This is a genomic window from Dactylosporangium sp. NPDC000244 (assembly GCF_040300725.1).
Lineage (GTDB): Bacteria > Actinomycetota > Actinomycetes > Mycobacteriales > Micromonosporaceae > Dactylosporangium.
The window spans coordinates 1-14849 of the sequence record NZ_JBEPEH010000043.1 but is presented as its reverse complement, the minus strand read 5'-3'; the positions used below and the strand labels follow the sequence as shown (position 1 = coordinate 14849).

Sequence of the window (14849 nt, the reverse complement as noted above, 5' to 3'; positions counted from 1 at the left end):
CAGAGCGACGTCAGGCCCGCGCCCGCGGCGCAGATCGCGGCGCCGACCGAGCGCCGCAGTGCCGACTGAGCACAGCGGCCCCGAGCAGCGCAGTAGAAAACGACCGAGCGCAGCGGCACCGACCAGAGCAGTAGCAACGACCGACCGCAGCGGCACCGGCGCCGGGTCCGCGAGGCGACCGAGGTCGAGCTGCGTTCGGAGTGAAGCTGCGATCGGCGTGCGTGGAGCCGCGTTCGGCAAACGCCGACGGCCCGGAAGCCGCACAGCCCCGGGCCAGATGTCGGATGAGCGCTACGCGGTCGGAGCGGTCGAGCCCGTCAAGGCCCGAAGCAGACTCACGTCGATCGAGCCGGTCGGGACGTCCGCCTCGACGGGGAGGTACATCCGCTGGACCGCGGCCATGATGGCCTCCACGACACGGTCGCGGAAGGCGGGGTCGATCAGCTGCCGCCGGTCCCCCGGCGACGTCAGGTAGCCCACGTCGACCCGGACGGCGGGCATCTTGGTGAGCCGGAGCAGCTCCCAGGTCTTCGGGTGGGTGTGGCAGTCGCGCAGCCCGGTGCGGACCACGATCTCGCGCTGCACGAGGCCGGCCAGCCGCTCTCCCACGACGGAGGTGGGGCCGGAGACGGAGCCGTAGTGGTAGGTGGCGACGCCGTCGGCGACGGGCGTGCCGTGGCCGTCGAGGTGGATCGAGATGAGGAGGTCGGCGCCGAGCTCGTTCGCGAGCTGCACCCGGTCACGGTCGCTCAGAGCGTTCGTGGGCTGCGGACCCCTGGTGAGGTTCACCCGCATCCCCGCGGCCGCCAGACGGCCCTCCAGGCGGGCCGCAAGGTCATACACGAGGTCCGCCTCCACCCACCGCAGCGGCCCGTCCGGCACCACGTGCCCCGTGTCGGGGCCGCCGTGGCCGGGGTCGATCACGATGCGCTTGCCGAGCAGCGTCGGGCCGGAGGCGCGGAAGGCCTCGGCCTCGCGCAGGAGCTGGGGTCGGCCGCCGATGACCTTGCGGCCGAGCCGGCGCAGGGCGCCGATCGTGGCCGGGCCGCACTCGCCGTCGGGGCGCAGGCCCACCTCGCGCTGGAACTGGGCCACGGCGTGCGCGGTGCGGCTGCCGTAGATGCTGTCGGCGCGGCCGGGGTTGTACCCCATCTCGAGCAGCCGCTCCTGGAGCTGGCGGACGTCGTCGCCGACGTAGGGGTCACCGACGGTGTGGAACAGGGCGCGCTGGCCGAGCCGCCAGCGGGCCGCGTCCAGGGCGCGCCAGGTCTCGTCGCCCACCTCACCGTCGACGGTGAGGCCCCGGCTCTGCTGGAAGGCGCGCACGGCCCGCTCGACGTCGGCGTCGTACTCTGGATCGCCCCACGACGGATCCGACGGCAGGAGATCCTCCAGCAGCTCCAGCACGACCAGAATGCCGCGGATCTCGGCAACCGCCGCTCCCCGCGCCCCGCGCCGGATAGCCCGCATGTGGTCCTCCTGAAGTGCCTGTGCCCCGCGTCGGAATCGTACGTGCCCGCCTGAGCGCGCCGTTATGGGGCGATTCACCCATGCCGAGCCGCGTCCGCGAGGCAGCGTACTCCCACCACCTCGCTGGCGCGCCCTACCGAGCACCGCACCACGGAGAAAAAGCGCCGCGGCGATCGCAGCGTTACACCGGAACCGAAATGCCCCGTCTCCGCGACGGCGGAGACGGGGCACGGAGGCTGGGATCAGGCCGGGTCGAGCGCCGACTCGATCAGCCGGACCAGCGCGCTCTTCGGGTTGGCGCCCACGACCGAGCGGAACGGCTCGCCGTCCTTGAACACGGTCAGGGTGGGCACCGAGAGGACCTGGTAGGCCCGCGCGGTCTCCGGGTTGCTGTCGATGTCGACCTTCACGATCTTGACCTTGTCGGCGAGCTCACCGGCGGCGATCTCGTTCAGCATGGTTTCGATCTTGCGGCACGGCTGGCACCATTCCGCCCAGAAGTCCACCAGAACCGGAATATCCGATTTGAGGACGTCGACCTCGAAGGTCTTGTCGCTGACGGGCTGGATGGCTCCCATGCGCTCTCCTTCTCTCCAAGCTCTCTTGCTCTACAGGGCCGCGATGAACCGCTCGGCGTCAAGGGCCGCGGCGCAGCCGGTGCCCGAGGCGGTGATGGCCTGCCGGTAGGTGTGGTCGACGACGTCGCCGGCGGCGAACACGCCCTCGATGTTGGTGCGGGTGCTCGGCGCGGCGACCTTCACGTAGCCCTCGTCGTCGAGCTCGACCTGGCCGCGGAACAGCTCGCTGCGCGGGTCGTGACCGATCGCGACGAACACGCCGGCCACCGGCAGGTCCTGCTCGTCGCCGCTCTCGGTGTTCTTGACGCGCACGGCGCCGACGCGGCCGCCGGCGTCGACGACCTCCGTCACGACGCTGTTCCAGAGGACCTCGATCTTCTCGTTGGCCAGGGCGCGCTCGGCCATGATCTTGCTGGCGCGGAACGAGTCGCGGCGGTGGATGATCGTGACCTTGGTGGCGAAGCGGGTGAGGAAGGTCGCCTCCTCCATCGCCGAGTCGCCGCCGCCCACGACGACGATGTTCTCGTTGCGGAAGAAGAAGCCGTCACAGGTGGCACAGGACGACACGCCTCGGCCGAGCAGCTCCTGCTCGCCCGGCACGCCCAGCGGGCGCCAGGCGGAGCCGGTGGCCAGGATGACGGCCTTGCCGCGGTATTCCGTCTCGCCGATCCACACGCTCTTCACCGGGCCGTCGAGCGCGACCCGGGTCGCGTCGTCGGTGATGAACTCGGCCCCGAAGCGCTCGGCCTGCTTGCGCATGTTGTCCATGAGCTCGGGCCCGTTGATGCCGTCCGGGAAGCCGGGGAAGTTCTCCACCTCAGTGGTGGTCACCAGCGCGCCACCGGAAGTAACGCCCTCGATCACCAGCGGCTTGAGATTGGCCCGGGCCGCATAGACGGCAGCCGTGTACCCGGCGGGACCGGACCCCACGATGATCAGGTTGCGGACCTCGTCCACGGTCGACTCCTCGAATTCAGCCTGTGCCAGCAAAACGTCATCCTACGAACCGGCCATTCCCGGTGGACGGTGACTCGTGTGCCACATCACCACTACGGGGCGGTGGTCCGGTACCGTTCGTCGGCGATCGCCCCGCCGAGGCCGCAGTTCGGCCCGACGACGATCACGAGACGCTTGCCTACCGCGGTCCGCGAACCGTCGACGACCACGACCAGCGCCGGCTGTCCCTCGAACGCGGCGTAGTCGACCAGCGCCACCTGACCACCGTATTCCCTCGTGATGGCGGTGAGGCACGCGGCCCGCGCGGCCGGCTCGGCGAGGCGCGCGAGTGGGCTCGGCACGGCCGCCGGGGCCTTGGCGCTGTTGTCGAACGCGCTCGGGCCGCCGTTGCCCTGCATGTCGTTGCGGGACTGCGTCTTCGGCACCGTTTCGGTGACGCCGCCGACCGTGCCCCGGGCATAGTCGCGGCCGCTGGAGATGATCGGCGAGTCGCCCGCGAACGGCAGGAACCCCGACGACCCGGGGCCGGAGTCGCCCTGGGCGCCGGTGGCGGAGCCGCGCTCGGGCCCGCCCGCGGCAATGTTGGGCACGGCGGACGAGGGCCGGTCGGACTTGGTGGCCCCGGACTCGCGCAGCACCTGCACGCCCACGCCGCCGCACACGAGCACCGCCGCGGCCGCGGTGAGCCCGGCGGTCCAGCGCATCCGGCGCCGCCTGCGCGCTTCGCGCGCACGGTTCAGGTCGACCACGGGGGCGTCCGCCGGGGGCGCGGTGACGGCCGAGGCCAGGGCCGCGTCGAGGCGTTGTTGCACATCCAGCGGTACCGGTGCCGCCTCCGCCCCCAGCGCGTGCAGCTCGTCACGCATGACCGCGTCGGCCGACACGAGCATCGCGTAGGCCTCGGCCCAGCTCTCCTCGGTGCTGACCAGGTGGCGCACGTCCTCCGCGGCCGGGGTGCCGTCCAGCGCCCCGCCGACGAAATCGGCGAGCCGGTCGAGGTCGGCTTCGGTGAAGGCCGTCACGCGCCACCCTCCTTTCCGGACGCGGATGGGACGTCTGACGCGAGCCCGGTGGGGCGGTTGTCGGTCGTCGGCCCGGCTCGGTCGTCGGCCCGGACGTCGTGCGGGACGCCGGACCGGCCGCCGTGCAGGGCGTCGGTCGGTGCGGCGGCTCGGGCGTTCGCGGCAGCGTCGGCCCGGGCCGCCTCAGATGGGACGCGGCCACCGTCGACGGGGTTCCGCAGATGACCGAGGAGCAGCGCGAGCCGGGCCCGGCCGCGCGCGCACCTGCTCTTGATGGTGCCCTCCGCGACGCCGAGCATCGCGGCGGCCTCGGCGACGGGGTAGCCCTGCACGTCCACGAGCACGAGCGCGGCCCGCTGCTCCACGGGCAGTTGTTGCAGCGCCTGGCGCACGTCCATGGCCGTGTCGCGGTCGCTCGCCGGGGCCGGTGTGATGTCCGTCTCGGGCAGCGGGACCGTCGGGCGGGCCTGGCGCCGGCGCACCCGGTCGAGGCACGCGTTCACCACGATCCGGTGCAGCCAGGTGGTGACGGCCGAGTCGCCGCGGAAGTTGCCGGCCGCGCGGAACGCCGAGAGCAGCGCGTCCTGGAGCGCGTCGGCGGCCTCCTCGCGGTCGCCCAGCGTGCGCAGCGCGACCGCCCAGAGACGGTCGCGATGGCGCCGGACGAGCTCGCTGAAGGCGTTGGGGTCGCCGCCGGAGTGGGCACGCAGCAGCCACGCGTCGTCGCGCATGTCCCGCGCGCCCGGCTCCGCAGCTTCCACGGGTCGCACCCTATCGATCGCGGCCGGTCCGTGGGGTCACTGCACCCGGACGGTTATCTCTCCGATAGCCACGCGGTATCCGCTGTTGCTCTCCTTGGGCAGCTTGGTGATCCACACGAGCAGGTAGCGCGTCTTCTGCTCCGGCCCGTTGAAGATCGTCGTGCTGCCCATGTTCTGCCGCGGCGTGCCGGCCACGGTGCCGTACTGCTGCACCGTCGCCTGGTCCTGGGACTGGCCGCTGCCGAGGTCCTGGCTTCCGGCCCGCAGCTCGCCGTCCGCGCCCGGGGTCTGGAAGTCGACCTGCACGGAGACGACCTGCTTCTCCTCGCCGAGGTCGAGCCACACGCCCATGCCGCTCTTCTTGCCGCCGAAGTCGGCCTTCGGGTAGCGCTCGGTCTTCCACACCGTGTTCGGGTCGCCGTCGACGGTCTTGTCGGCGTCCTTGACCTCGGAGCGGGTGCCCTGCGGGTCGATGATGCGGACCTTGGAGGGATCGATCTTGAGCACGACCGGCTGCCCGGCCGGCTTGGCCTGCTGCGACGCGGTCGTGCCGATCGGCGCGTTCCCGGGCGACGGAGTCTCCGGCGTGGCCGGGTCGCCCAGCACACGGGCCGCGGCCAGCGTGCCGGCCAGGGCGAGCACGAGCAGGCCGACGACGCCCACGGCGAGCTTGCGCCCGGCGGGCTTCGGCGGGGCGGTGGACTGCGCGGCGGAGTCGAACGCGGCGAAGTCGACGCGCCCGCCCTCCTCGGCCACCTCGTCCTCATCGAGGCTGCCGAACGAGGCGAGCTCGCCGGCGAGCGACTCGGCCGAGGGCAGCGGGAGGTCGGGGTTGAGCAGGTCGGCGACGAGCGAGTCGAGGGCGGCAGGCACGCCGGCGCGCACCTGGCGCGGGGTCTGCAGCGCACCGCTCGCGTCGCGGACGCCGTCGGGCACCGAGTAGGTGCCGGCCTCGGCGTGCGGCCAGTAGCCGGTCAGGGCGCAGTACAGCACGGCGCCGATCGAGCGGATGTCCGTCTCCGGCGTGGCGCTGTCGTCGGCGCGCGCGTCCGTGAGCACCACCCGGCCGTCGTGCGCGACGAGCACCGTGCCGGGGTGCACGTTCCCGTGCGCCATGCCGGTGCCGTGCAGCGCCGCGACGGCGTCGGTGACGGCCCACGCGATCGCGATCGAGCGTCCGGCGTCGAGCGGGCCCTGCGCCACGATGTCGCGCAGCGCGATGCCGTCGACCCACTCGCGCACCACGTAGGCGCGCTCGCCCTCGTCGATCGCGTCGTAGACGCCGACGAGGTGGGGGTGGACGATCCGGCTCATGGCGACCGCCGCGGCCAGCATCTCCTTGGCGCTCTCCCCGCCGGGGTAGCGCGTGACCACCGCTACCGGGCGGCGCAGGATGACGTCGATGCCGCGATAGAGCTGGCGGCCCAGCGAGTCGTTGCCGATGTGCTCTTCGAGCTGATAGCGCTCGGCAAGGATTTCACCGACGGATGGGGTGCCGAAGGTCAGAACCTGGGGAGCGCCCCCAGCCTCCAGCCCTTCGTCGAGCTCAGCCACCCGTCCTCCCTTCCGATCCGTGTGCCGACCTGTGGCGTATGTCGTAACGCGAGTCGCAGTCACTAAGCCTAAGCGCTTCGGCAGGGCGCCGGGGTTGACCTTACCTGTCGGCTCTTAGGTCTCCGACACGTCATCATCTCCAGACCACCCCGTGTGAGGCCAATTGATCACCCATGTCAGGACACGGCGGTCATTTCCCCTTCATGCACTTTTCACCGAATCGTCGCTTGCCGCCACGCTCTCTCGCGGAGCTCTCATGCGGAACTCTCATGCGGAACTCTCATGCTGAACTCTCATACAGGACACACGCCCGCGAATATGACGAATCGCCGGAGCGAGCGCGTGTCGCGCGCCGGGGACCCCGGAGTCACAGGCACCCCATGGGTCTCACGAGCACGGCCCCCATTCGGGTTCAACCGCGCCGCCAACTGAGATGACGCTCTCTGTCGAATCGCCACAAGGCACCCGCAGACGTCAATCTCGGCAAACGACGCGAACGACATCAGCGGCCGAGGCGGCGCCGGATCATCGAGGCGAACTGGTTGACCTCGGGCACCTTCAGGAACATGGCGCCGACGGCGTAGACGGCGAGCAGGACCGCGCTGCCGAGGATCAGCTGCACCACGCCCTGGGCCTTGCCGGGGTCGATGACCAGGCCGACCAGCCACGTCACGCCCAGGGCCAGCACGCCACCGGCCGCGGCGGCCACACCGAGCCGGATCAGCGTGTCCAGCAGCTTGCGCAGGCCGAGCTGGCCGAGGCGCTTGCGGAGCAGGACGTAGCCGACGACGAGGGACACGACGAAGGACAGCGCCGTGCCGACCATGAGCGAGGTCGTGACGACCGCGACCGGCAGGACGAAGTAGAAGCCCACGTCGAGGACCAGGCGCACCGCGACGCCGCCGATGTTGACCAGCGCCGGGGTCTTCGTGTCGCGCATCGCGTAGAAGACGCTCGTCTGCATCTGGCTCAGCGCGAACGGCACCAGGCCGAGGCCGGCCGCGGCGACCACCGACCCGGTGGCCAGCGACTGGTCGTAGCTGTAGCTGCCCCAGTTGAACAGCGTGACCGCGAGCGGGCGGCCGAGCACGAGGTACACGGCCCCGGCCGGGATCAGGATCACCGACGCCAGGCGGCTGGCCTGGGCGAGTTGCTCGGTGACGTCGGAGAACCGCCCGTCCGCGGCGGCGGCGGAGATGCGCGGCATGATCGCCGTGATGACCGAGACCGCGACGATGCCGTGGGCCATCATGAAGATCAGGAAGGCGTTGTTGAACACGGCCGGGCCCTCGCCGCCGCGGAGCTGGTTGTTCTTGGCCAGCGCCATGACGACGGTGATGCCCAGCTGGTACACCCCGACGTAGAGCAGCATCCAGGCACCCAGCTTCGCCAGCTCGCGCAGGTGCAGCTTGCGGAAGTCGAAGCGCCACTTCCAGCGGAACCCGGTCTTGCGCATGGCGGGCCACAGACCGGCCGCCTGCACGACGATCCCGAGCGTGGTGCCGATGCCGAGGACCAGCACCTGGGGCAGCGTGATCGTCTCCGGCGTCGGCAGCCCGCCGCCGCGCACGAGCATGAACACGCCGGCGGTGGCGATGATGACGACGTTGTTGAGGATCGGCGTCCACATCGGCGCCGCGAAGTGCCCGCGCACGTTGAGGATCGCGGCCGAGATGCCCGCGAGGCCGTAGAAGAAGATCTCGGGCAGCAACAGGTAGGCCAGCAGCGTGATCAGATCGCGGTCGCTGCTGGTGACCTTGTCGTTGCCGAGGGTATACATGGCGGTGATGAGCGGCGCGGCGACGACCACGATCAGCGTGGCGATGCCGAGCGCGACGACGGCGAGGGTGAGCAGGCGCTGGGCGTGCGCCTCGCCGCGGTCGGGGTCCTCCTTGCGGGCCCGCACCAACGTGGGGATGAGCACGCTGGCCAGGACGCCGCCGAGCAACAGCTCGTACACCTGGTTGGGCAGGTTGTTGGCCAGCGTGTAGTCGTCGCCGACCACCGCGCCGCCGATGGCCGCCGCGATGGCCGCGGCTCGGATGAAGCCCGTGGCCCGGCTGACCAGACTCAGGATGGCCATTGTGCTGCTGTTACGGACGACGGTGCCGGTGCTGTCGTCGTCGGCCGCGGACGGCGGCGCGGACTCCTCCACGACCGGCGCGTCGGCGACCACCTGCGGCCGCGGGATGATCAGCGGCATTGCGACGGTGGGCGCGTTGGCGGGGTCGACGGGCAGGCCCGCGGGGCGGCGGCCGACCTCGAGCCGGACGGTCTGCCCGGGGTCGAGGGGTCCGGCCGGGGTTTGGAGCAGCTGCGTGGGTCCCGACAGGAACTCGCCCCCACGGTCCTCCGGCGCGAGCGGCCTGGGCTCACCCGGCGGCGTGTGCGCGGGCGGCGGCGCGGCGTGCGCGGGCGGCGGTGTGTGCCCCGGCGGCGTGTGCCCGGGCGGCGGCGCGGCGTGCCCGGGCGGCGGTGTGTGCCCCGGCGGCATGGCGTGCGCGTGGGCGGGCGGAATGACCGAGGTCGGCCCGGCCGGCGAGGCCTCGGCCCACGGGGACACCGCAGGCCGCGCGGAGGACCCGTGCGCGGGCGGCACGATCTGCGTCGGCTCAGCGGGCGAGGCCTCGGCCCATGAGGGCGTCGGATGCGAGTTCTCGGCGGGTCCCGCGGGCGCGGCGGGCGTCCAGGCCGGTGACTCCGTGGCCCAGGCGGGCGGCTCCGAGGACGCCTGGGTGGGCGGCACGATCTGCGTAGCGGCCGCGGCGCCCAGGTCGGCCCACGAGGGCGGCTCGGCGGCGGGACCGGCCCACGAAGGCGTCGCGGCCGTCGACGGTGGCCCGGAAGCGGGCGGCGCGGCCCACGAAGGCGTCGCGGCCGTCGACGGCGGCCCGGAAGCGGGCGGCGCGGCCCACGAAGGCGTCGCGCCCGTCAACGGCGGCCCGGAAGCGGGCGGCGCCGATGAAGGCGGCGCGGAAGACGGCGTAGGCGGCACGATCTGCGTAGCAGCGGCGGCGCCCAGGTCGGCCCACGGCGGCGGCTCGGCGGCGGGACCGGCCCATGAAGGCGGCGCGGCGGGCGATATGACCTGCGTAGGCTCGTCGGGCGCGCGATGCGCCCCCCGACGCCGCCGCGCCGACTCGCCAATCGGGTCCGGCCAGCCGTCCTCGTCCACGGGCTGCGCGTCCGAGTCCGGTCGCGTCGACGCGGTCGGGTCATCGCTCCAGCGCCCGCGCTGTGCCGGGTCCTGCCCCGGATCCATTCGCCACATCCCAACTCGGCCGTACGTTCACGCTCGCAGCACCGACCATAGTGGCACCCCCCGACACTTCCGAGGGGCCGCCGATTATCAGGCGACCCGATGCACATCGGGCGGCTACCCTCGGTGCCTGCTTTCCCCGTCGCGATAGGCTGGCCGACCGATGCCCGAGACCACACGCGCCCTCAACGAGGCCCAGCGCCGCGCCGTGCACGAGCTGCTACGCGTCTCCCCTGTTGCCGACGAGCTCGGCCAACGCTTCGGCCGGGCCGGCAAGGAGCTGCACCTGGTCGGCGGCTCGGTGCGCGACGCGCTGCTCGGCCGCCTCGGCGACGACCTCGACTTCACCACCGACGCGCGGCCCGAGGAGACCCTGCGCATCATCGACGGCTGGGCCGAGTCGGTGTGGACCACCGGCCAGGAGTTCGGCACGATCGGCCTGGCCCGGCGCGGGCTGCGCATCGAGGTCACCACGTTCCGCGCGGACGCGTACGACCGCGTGAGCCGCAACCCGATCGTCCAATACGGCGACAACCTGAACGACGACCTGCGCCGGCGCGACTTCACCGTCAACGCGATGGCGGTCTCGGTGCCGGGCCACGAGTTCACCGACCCGTACGGCGGCCTGAACGACCTGGCCGAAGGGGTCCTGCGCACCCCGGGCCGGCCGGAGGACTCCTTCGCCGACGACCCGCTGCGGATGCTGCGCGCGGCCCGGTTCGTGAGCAAGCTCGGCTTCGCCGTCGCGCCCGAGGTGCTGGCCGCGATCACCGAGATGGCGCCCGACCTGGCCCGGATCACGGCCGAGCGGGTGCGGGACGAGTTCGTGAAGCTCATGACCGGCCAGGACCCGGTCGCCGGCCTGCGACTGCTGGTCGACACCGGCCTCGCCGAGCAGTTCCTGCCGGAGCTGACCGGCCTCAAGCTGGAGATCGACGAGCACGCCCAACACAAGGACGTGTACGAGCACACGCTGATCGTCGTACGCAACGCGATCGGCCACGAGCGCAACGGCGCCGACTTCACCCTGCGCATGGCGGCGCTCATGCACGACATCGGCAAGCCGGCGACGAAGGCGGTCGGCTCGGACGGCGGCGTGAGCTTCCACCACCACGAGATCGTCGGCGCGCGGCTGACCAAGCAGCGGATGAAGGCGCTGAAGTTCCCGAAGGACGTGATCTCGGACGTCGCCGAGCTGGTCGCGCTGCACCTGCGCTTCTACGGCTACGGCCGCGGCGAGTGGACCGACTCGGCCGTGCGCCGCTACGTCACCGACGCCGGCCCGCTGCTCGACCGGCTGCACTCGCTCACGCGCTCGGACGTGACCACTCGCAACCGGCGCAAGGCGGCCCAGCTCGCGGCCGACTACGACGCGCTGGAGGAGCGGATCGCGCGCATCGCCGCCGAGGAGGACCTGGCCCGGGTCCGGCCCGACCTCGACGGCAACGCGATCATGGAGCTGCTCGGGGTGCCGCCCGGCCCGATCGTGGGCCGCGCCTGGCGCTACCTCAAGGAGCTGCGGCTCGAGCGCGGCCCCCTCGAGCACGAGGAGGCCATCACCGAGCTGCGCAAGTGGGCCGAGGCCGAGGGCGTCACGCCACCCGGATCTCGGTGATCTGCACGGCGAGCTTGGGCGGGCCGTCCGGTCCGCCCGTCGTGGTGCCGGCGGCGGCGATCCGGTCGAGCAGGTCCATCCCGCTGGTCACGGTGCCGAAGACGGTGTAGTCGGGCGGGATGTCGCTGTCCTTGTACACCACGAAGAACTGCGACCCGTTGGTTCCCGGCCCCGCGTTGGCCATCGCGAGCGTGCCCCGCGGATACGGCGGCACGCTCGTGGGCAGGTTCTCCTCGCCGAACTGGTAGCCGGGCGTCCCGGTTCCGGTGCCGCTCGGATCGCCGCACTGCAGGACGTACAACCCATCCGTGGTGAGCCGGTGACACGGCGTGTCGGTGTAGAAGTCGTCGCGGGAGAGGTGCACGAAGGAGTTGACGGTGCAGGGCGCGCGGTCGGCGTACAGCTGAATGCCGATGGGTCCCAGGTTCGTCTGGATCGTCGCGGCCACCCGCCCGGTCAGCGTGGACTTGGGCGCGGGCGTGGCGATCAGGCGCGCGTCGCCCTCGCCGCGGTCGGCCGACGCGTAGCTGCACGGCACCCCGGCCGGGGCCTGGGTGCGGGCGCCGGTCGGCCCGACGGTGGCCCCGTCCGGCGGCGGGTTGCCCTCCGCGCCGGTGGTGATCGGGCCGCCGACCTGGGGCGCCGGTCCGCGGCCGGAGGCGATGGCCGAGACCGGGCCGCCGATGGACTCGGTCGACTCGCGGCCGGGCACCAGGGCGAGGTACGCCACGACCGCCACGACCGCGAGCGCCAGCACGGCCCCGCCGGCCAGCGGGATGAGCCGGCGCACCGGGGACGCGGGCGGCGGCTCGGCGGGCGGGGCGACCGGCAGCGCCCTGGCCTCGGCACCCGCTCCGCCATCGGTGGGCGGCGGGAATTGGGGGTCCTCTTTCGACCGCGGCGACGAGTGCCGCAGCGACTCGGGCCGGACCGCTCCGGGCACACCGGGAACGGGTGCGGGCGGCGGCAGCGGCTCGGCGAGCTCGGGCGGCCGGGGGTCGCCGGGCTCCGGTGGTGTTGACATTTCGTAATCTTACGACTACCGAAAGCAACAATCCGGGAGCCTGTTGCTTGAGATCGTCAGGTTGTCGGAACCCCGACCACCGCAGCGTCGTGCATGTGGCGTTTCGGCCGCTTCTGCGTGTAGACCGGGTCCGCTACCGTCGCTAGCACGCAACCCCCCTGAACCTGGAGGCAGTCATGCAGCCGTGTCCAACCTGCGGCGGCATGGGCATTGATGCGAACGGCTACTGCACGCAGTGCCGCACCTATCGAGGCGTCCCGCAGGCGCCCCAGCAGCCGACGAGCGGCACGCCGTACAGCGGCGGACCGTACGGCGGACAGCAGCCCTATGCCGGATACCCCACCAGCTCCGGACCGCAATATTCGGCTCCACCCTCATATAACGACCCGATCTCCGCTCCGCCCACCGCCTACGGCGCGACCTACGGCGGCGGCTCGTCGTCGTCGGGCGGCGGCCGGAACAAGTTCCTGATGCCCGTCCTGGCGTTGTCGGGCGTGCTGGTCGTCCTGGTCGTGGCGATCGTGGTGGTCGCGGCGCTCAAGGGCGGCGGCGACGACAACAAGACCAACCCGCAGGCGAACAACACGACCGGCGGGCCGGCCGCGACCGGAACCGGCAAGGCGACCGAGAAGGCCGCGATCGACGAGTGCCTGGTCGGCACCTGGACCACCAAGACCTTCACCCAGCAGGTCCCGATGGACGGCGTCGGCAACGTGCCGATCACGCTGACCAAGAACGGCTCGACGATCAAGTTCGCCGCGGACGGGAAGGTGACCGAGACGTACAAGGACACCGTCCTCAGCGGAAACCCGACCATCTCGGGCTCGGCGGTCGCGATCACGCTGACGGTCAACGCGACGGTCACCGCGAACGTGTCGACCACGAGCGGGACCATCGCCTACCAGAACCTGCAGTCGACGGGCACCATCAACACGAAGGCGCCGTCGATCAACTACGACGAGACCGAGCCGTTCCAGACGGACGACAACCCGGCGAAATACACGTGCAAGGGCAACGACCTGACGCTGAGCGGCTCGACGTTCACCAGCACCGCGACCAAGACGTCGTAGCGCTACTGATGCGCACGGCGTAGTGCCCCGCCGGGGCCGGCGATGTCGTCGCCGACCCGGCGGGCCCAGCGGCCGCCCAGAGCCGCGTATCCCGCCGCGGCCAGCACGTAGCCGGCCGCCACGACACACAGCACCGGCACCGAGCGCCCGGTCTCGGGCAGCGTGAGCGCGCCCAGGTACATCCCGGCGACGAGCGTCAGGTTGAAGGTCGTGTCGTTGATGCTGAAAACGCGGCCACGGTACTCGTCCGCGCACTCGTGCTGCAGCGAGGTATCGGTCACGATCTTGATGCCCTGCGCGGCCAGGTTCGTCACGAACACGGCCCCGAGCAGCAGCACCGGGTCGAACGGCAGCCCGAAGCCCAGGATCGCGGCCCCGGTGCCGGCCAGCACGATCACCACCCAGCGCCAGCCGCCGATCCGGCGCGCGACCGGGGGCGTCGCGAACGAGGCGATGATCATGCCGACCCCGCCGGCCAGGAACGCGTTGGCGATGGTGCCGAACGAACTGGTGACGTCCCCGCCGTGGTTGAACCCGGTGCGGAACAGCAGCAGGGAGGCGAGCAGGACGACGCCGTACAGCAACCGGAACGTCGCCTGCGCGAGCACCAGATAGGCCGCACCGCGCTTGGCCGCCAGGTGCCGGATCCCGGCAACCGTGCCGCGGCTGGTCTCCACGAGCGCAGTCAGGATCGAGCCGCCCCGCCGGTCCGCCGCGTCCGGCCCGAGCTCGTCCGGGCCGAAGCTCGCCCGGCCGATGAGCGCGGAGACGAGATAGAAGACCGCGGCGAGGGCGGCGACGAGCGCGTACCCGTGAAACGACGTGGCCAGCACGGTCTTGATGAGCGTGGCGCCCGCCCCGATGCCCAGCGAGTAGCACAGCGACCCCAGCGTGCCGGCGAACGAGTTCGCGGTGACCAGCGTCGAGTCCGACACCACGTGCGGGGTGGCCGCGGAGAGCCCGGCGAGGAAGAACCGGTTCAGCCCGATGACCACGAGGGCGATCAGGAACGGCACCGGCGACTTCTCGCCGGTCCAGACGAACGCCGCGATCGGCAGCACCAGCAGCGCGCGCACGAGGTTGGCGACGACGACGATGGAGCGGCGCCGCCAGCGGTCCAGGAACACGCCGACGTACGGGCCGACCAGCGAATACGGCAGCAGGAGGATCGCGAAGCCGGCCGCGATCGCCATGCCGCCGGCCCGCTGCTGCGGATTGAACAGCACACTGCCGGCCAGCGCGCCCTGGAACAGTCCGTCGCCGACCTGGGCGATCGCCCGCACCGCGGCCAGCCGGCGGAAGCCCCGCTGACGGAGCACGGCGCGCACGAAGTGTTTGGGCTGGCGGGGGGCGATGGTGCTGGCGAACACGGCCAAAGCCTACGGCGTACCGCACCCGTGTGACCCCGCACGAACAGAGTGGGGGGGGGCCCCCCCCGGGGGGGGGCGCCCCCCCCCCCGGGGGGGGGGGGGGGGGGGGGGGCGGCGGGGGGGGGGGGGGGGGGGGCCGCGGCGGCACGGCCGGCGGCCCCGCGCGCCC

At 72.3% G+C, this 14849-nt stretch carries 11 protein-coding genes and 1 pseudogene; 2 read left to right on the top strand and 10 right to left on the bottom strand.

What is annotated here, in order from left to right; genetic code table 11:
* Positions 1-291: 291 nt before the first annotated feature.
* From ABT369_RS45230 to ABT369_RS45195, 8 genes and pseudogenes are all read right to left on the bottom strand, one after another.
* Positions 292-1470 (bottom strand): N-acetylmuramoyl-L-alanine amidase, encoded by a 1179-nt coding sequence (locus ABT369_RS45230; RefSeq protein ID WP_350622575.1) that lies wholly within the window; start codon positions 1468-1470, stop codon positions 292-294.
* Between the two features lie 242 nt (positions 1471-1712).
* Entirely contained in the window at positions 1713-2048 is a 336-nt protein-coding gene (trxA, locus tag ABT369_RS45225) for a thioredoxin (RefSeq protein WP_350622573.1), read from the bottom strand.
* A 30-nt stretch (positions 2049-2078) separates the two neighbouring features.
* Positions 2079-3005 (bottom strand): thioredoxin-disulfide reductase, encoded by a 927-nt coding sequence (gene trxB, locus ABT369_RS45220; protein WP_350622722.1) that lies wholly within the window; start codon positions 3003-3005, stop codon positions 2079-2081.
* Between the two features lie 92 nt (positions 3006-3097).
* Positions 3098-4027: an RsmA family anti-sigma factor gene (locus ABT369_RS45215; protein ID WP_350622571.1), complete on the bottom strand. Its 930-nt coding sequence runs from the start codon at positions 4025-4027 to the stop codon at positions 3098-3100.
* Positions 4028-4200: 173 nt separating this feature from the next.
* Positions 4201-4758: pseudogene (gene sigM, locus ABT369_RS45210) on the bottom strand (RNA polymerase sigma factor SigM); the annotation flags it as partial.
* A 66-nt stretch (positions 4759-4824) separates the two neighbouring features.
* On the bottom strand, positions 4825-6342 hold the full coding sequence (locus ABT369_RS45205; protein ID WP_350622569.1) for a protein kinase family protein: 1518 nt from the start codon (positions 6340-6342) through the stop codon (positions 4825-4827).
* A gap of 502 nt (positions 6343-6844) precedes the next feature.
* Positions 6845-8905 carry a murein biosynthesis integral membrane protein MurJ gene (murJ, locus tag ABT369_RS45200; RefSeq protein ID WP_350622567.1) on the bottom strand — a complete coding sequence of 687 codons (2061 nt, stop codon included), beginning with the start codon at positions 8903-8905 and terminating at the stop codon, positions 6845-6847.
* Positions 8906-8954: 49 nt separating this feature from the next.
* Positions 8955-9374 (bottom strand): hypothetical protein, encoded by a 420-nt coding sequence (locus ABT369_RS45195; protein ID WP_350622565.1) that lies wholly within the window; start codon positions 9372-9374, stop codon positions 8955-8957.
* 390 nt (positions 9375-9764) lie between these two features.
* On the opposite strand from ABT369_RS45195, the gene ABT369_RS45190 reads away from it, so the two are divergent.
* Positions 9765-11216 (top strand): CCA tRNA nucleotidyltransferase, encoded by a 1452-nt coding sequence (locus ABT369_RS45190; RefSeq protein WP_350622563.1) that lies wholly within the window; start codon positions 9765-9767, stop codon positions 11214-11216.
* On the opposite strand, the gene ABT369_RS45185 is transcribed toward ABT369_RS45190, so the two are convergent.
* The gene (locus ABT369_RS45185) at positions 11194-12240 is read right to left on the bottom strand and encodes a peptidylprolyl isomerase (protein WP_350622561.1); all 1047 of its coding nucleotides are present in this window, start codon (positions 12238-12240) and stop codon (positions 11194-11196) included. The genes ABT369_RS45190 and ABT369_RS45185 overlap by 23 nt on opposite strands.
* 203 nt (positions 12241-12443) lie before the next feature.
* Here ABT369_RS45185 and ABT369_RS45180 point away from each other — a divergent pair, with 203 nt between their 5' ends.
* Entirely contained in the window at positions 12444-13310 is an 867-nt protein-coding gene (locus ABT369_RS45180; RefSeq protein WP_350622559.1) for a hypothetical protein, read from the top strand.
* 2 nt (positions 13311-13312) lie between these two features.
* Here ABT369_RS45180 and ABT369_RS45175 read toward each other — a convergent pair whose 3' ends face one another.
* The gene (locus ABT369_RS45175; RefSeq protein WP_350622557.1) at positions 13313-14680 is read right to left on the bottom strand and encodes an MFS transporter; all 1368 of its coding nucleotides are present in this window, start codon (positions 14678-14680) and stop codon (positions 13313-13315) included.
* Positions 14681-14849: the final 169 nt, after the last annotated feature.

Excerpts from the sequence above, each read along its gene's own strand:
- ABT369_RS45230 (WP_350622575.1), bottom strand. The coding sequence starts at position 1,470 with ATGCGGGCTATCCGGCGCGGGGCGCGGGGAGCGGCGGTTGCCGAGATC.
- trxA (WP_350622573.1), bottom strand. The coding sequence starts at position 2,048 with ATGGGAGCCATCCAGCCCGTCAGCGACAAGACCTTCGAGGTCGACGTC.
- ABT369_RS45190 (WP_350622563.1), top strand. The coding sequence starts at position 9,765 with ATGCCCGAGACCACACGCGCCCTCAACGAGGCCCAGCGCCGCGCCGTG.
- ABT369_RS45185 (WP_350622561.1), bottom strand. The coding sequence starts at position 12,240 with ATGTCAACACCACCGGAGCCCGGCGACCCCCGGCCGCCCGAGCTCGCC.
- ABT369_RS45180 (WP_350622559.1), top strand. The coding sequence starts at position 12,444 with ATGGGCATTGATGCGAACGGCTACTGCACGCAGTGCCGCACCTATCGA.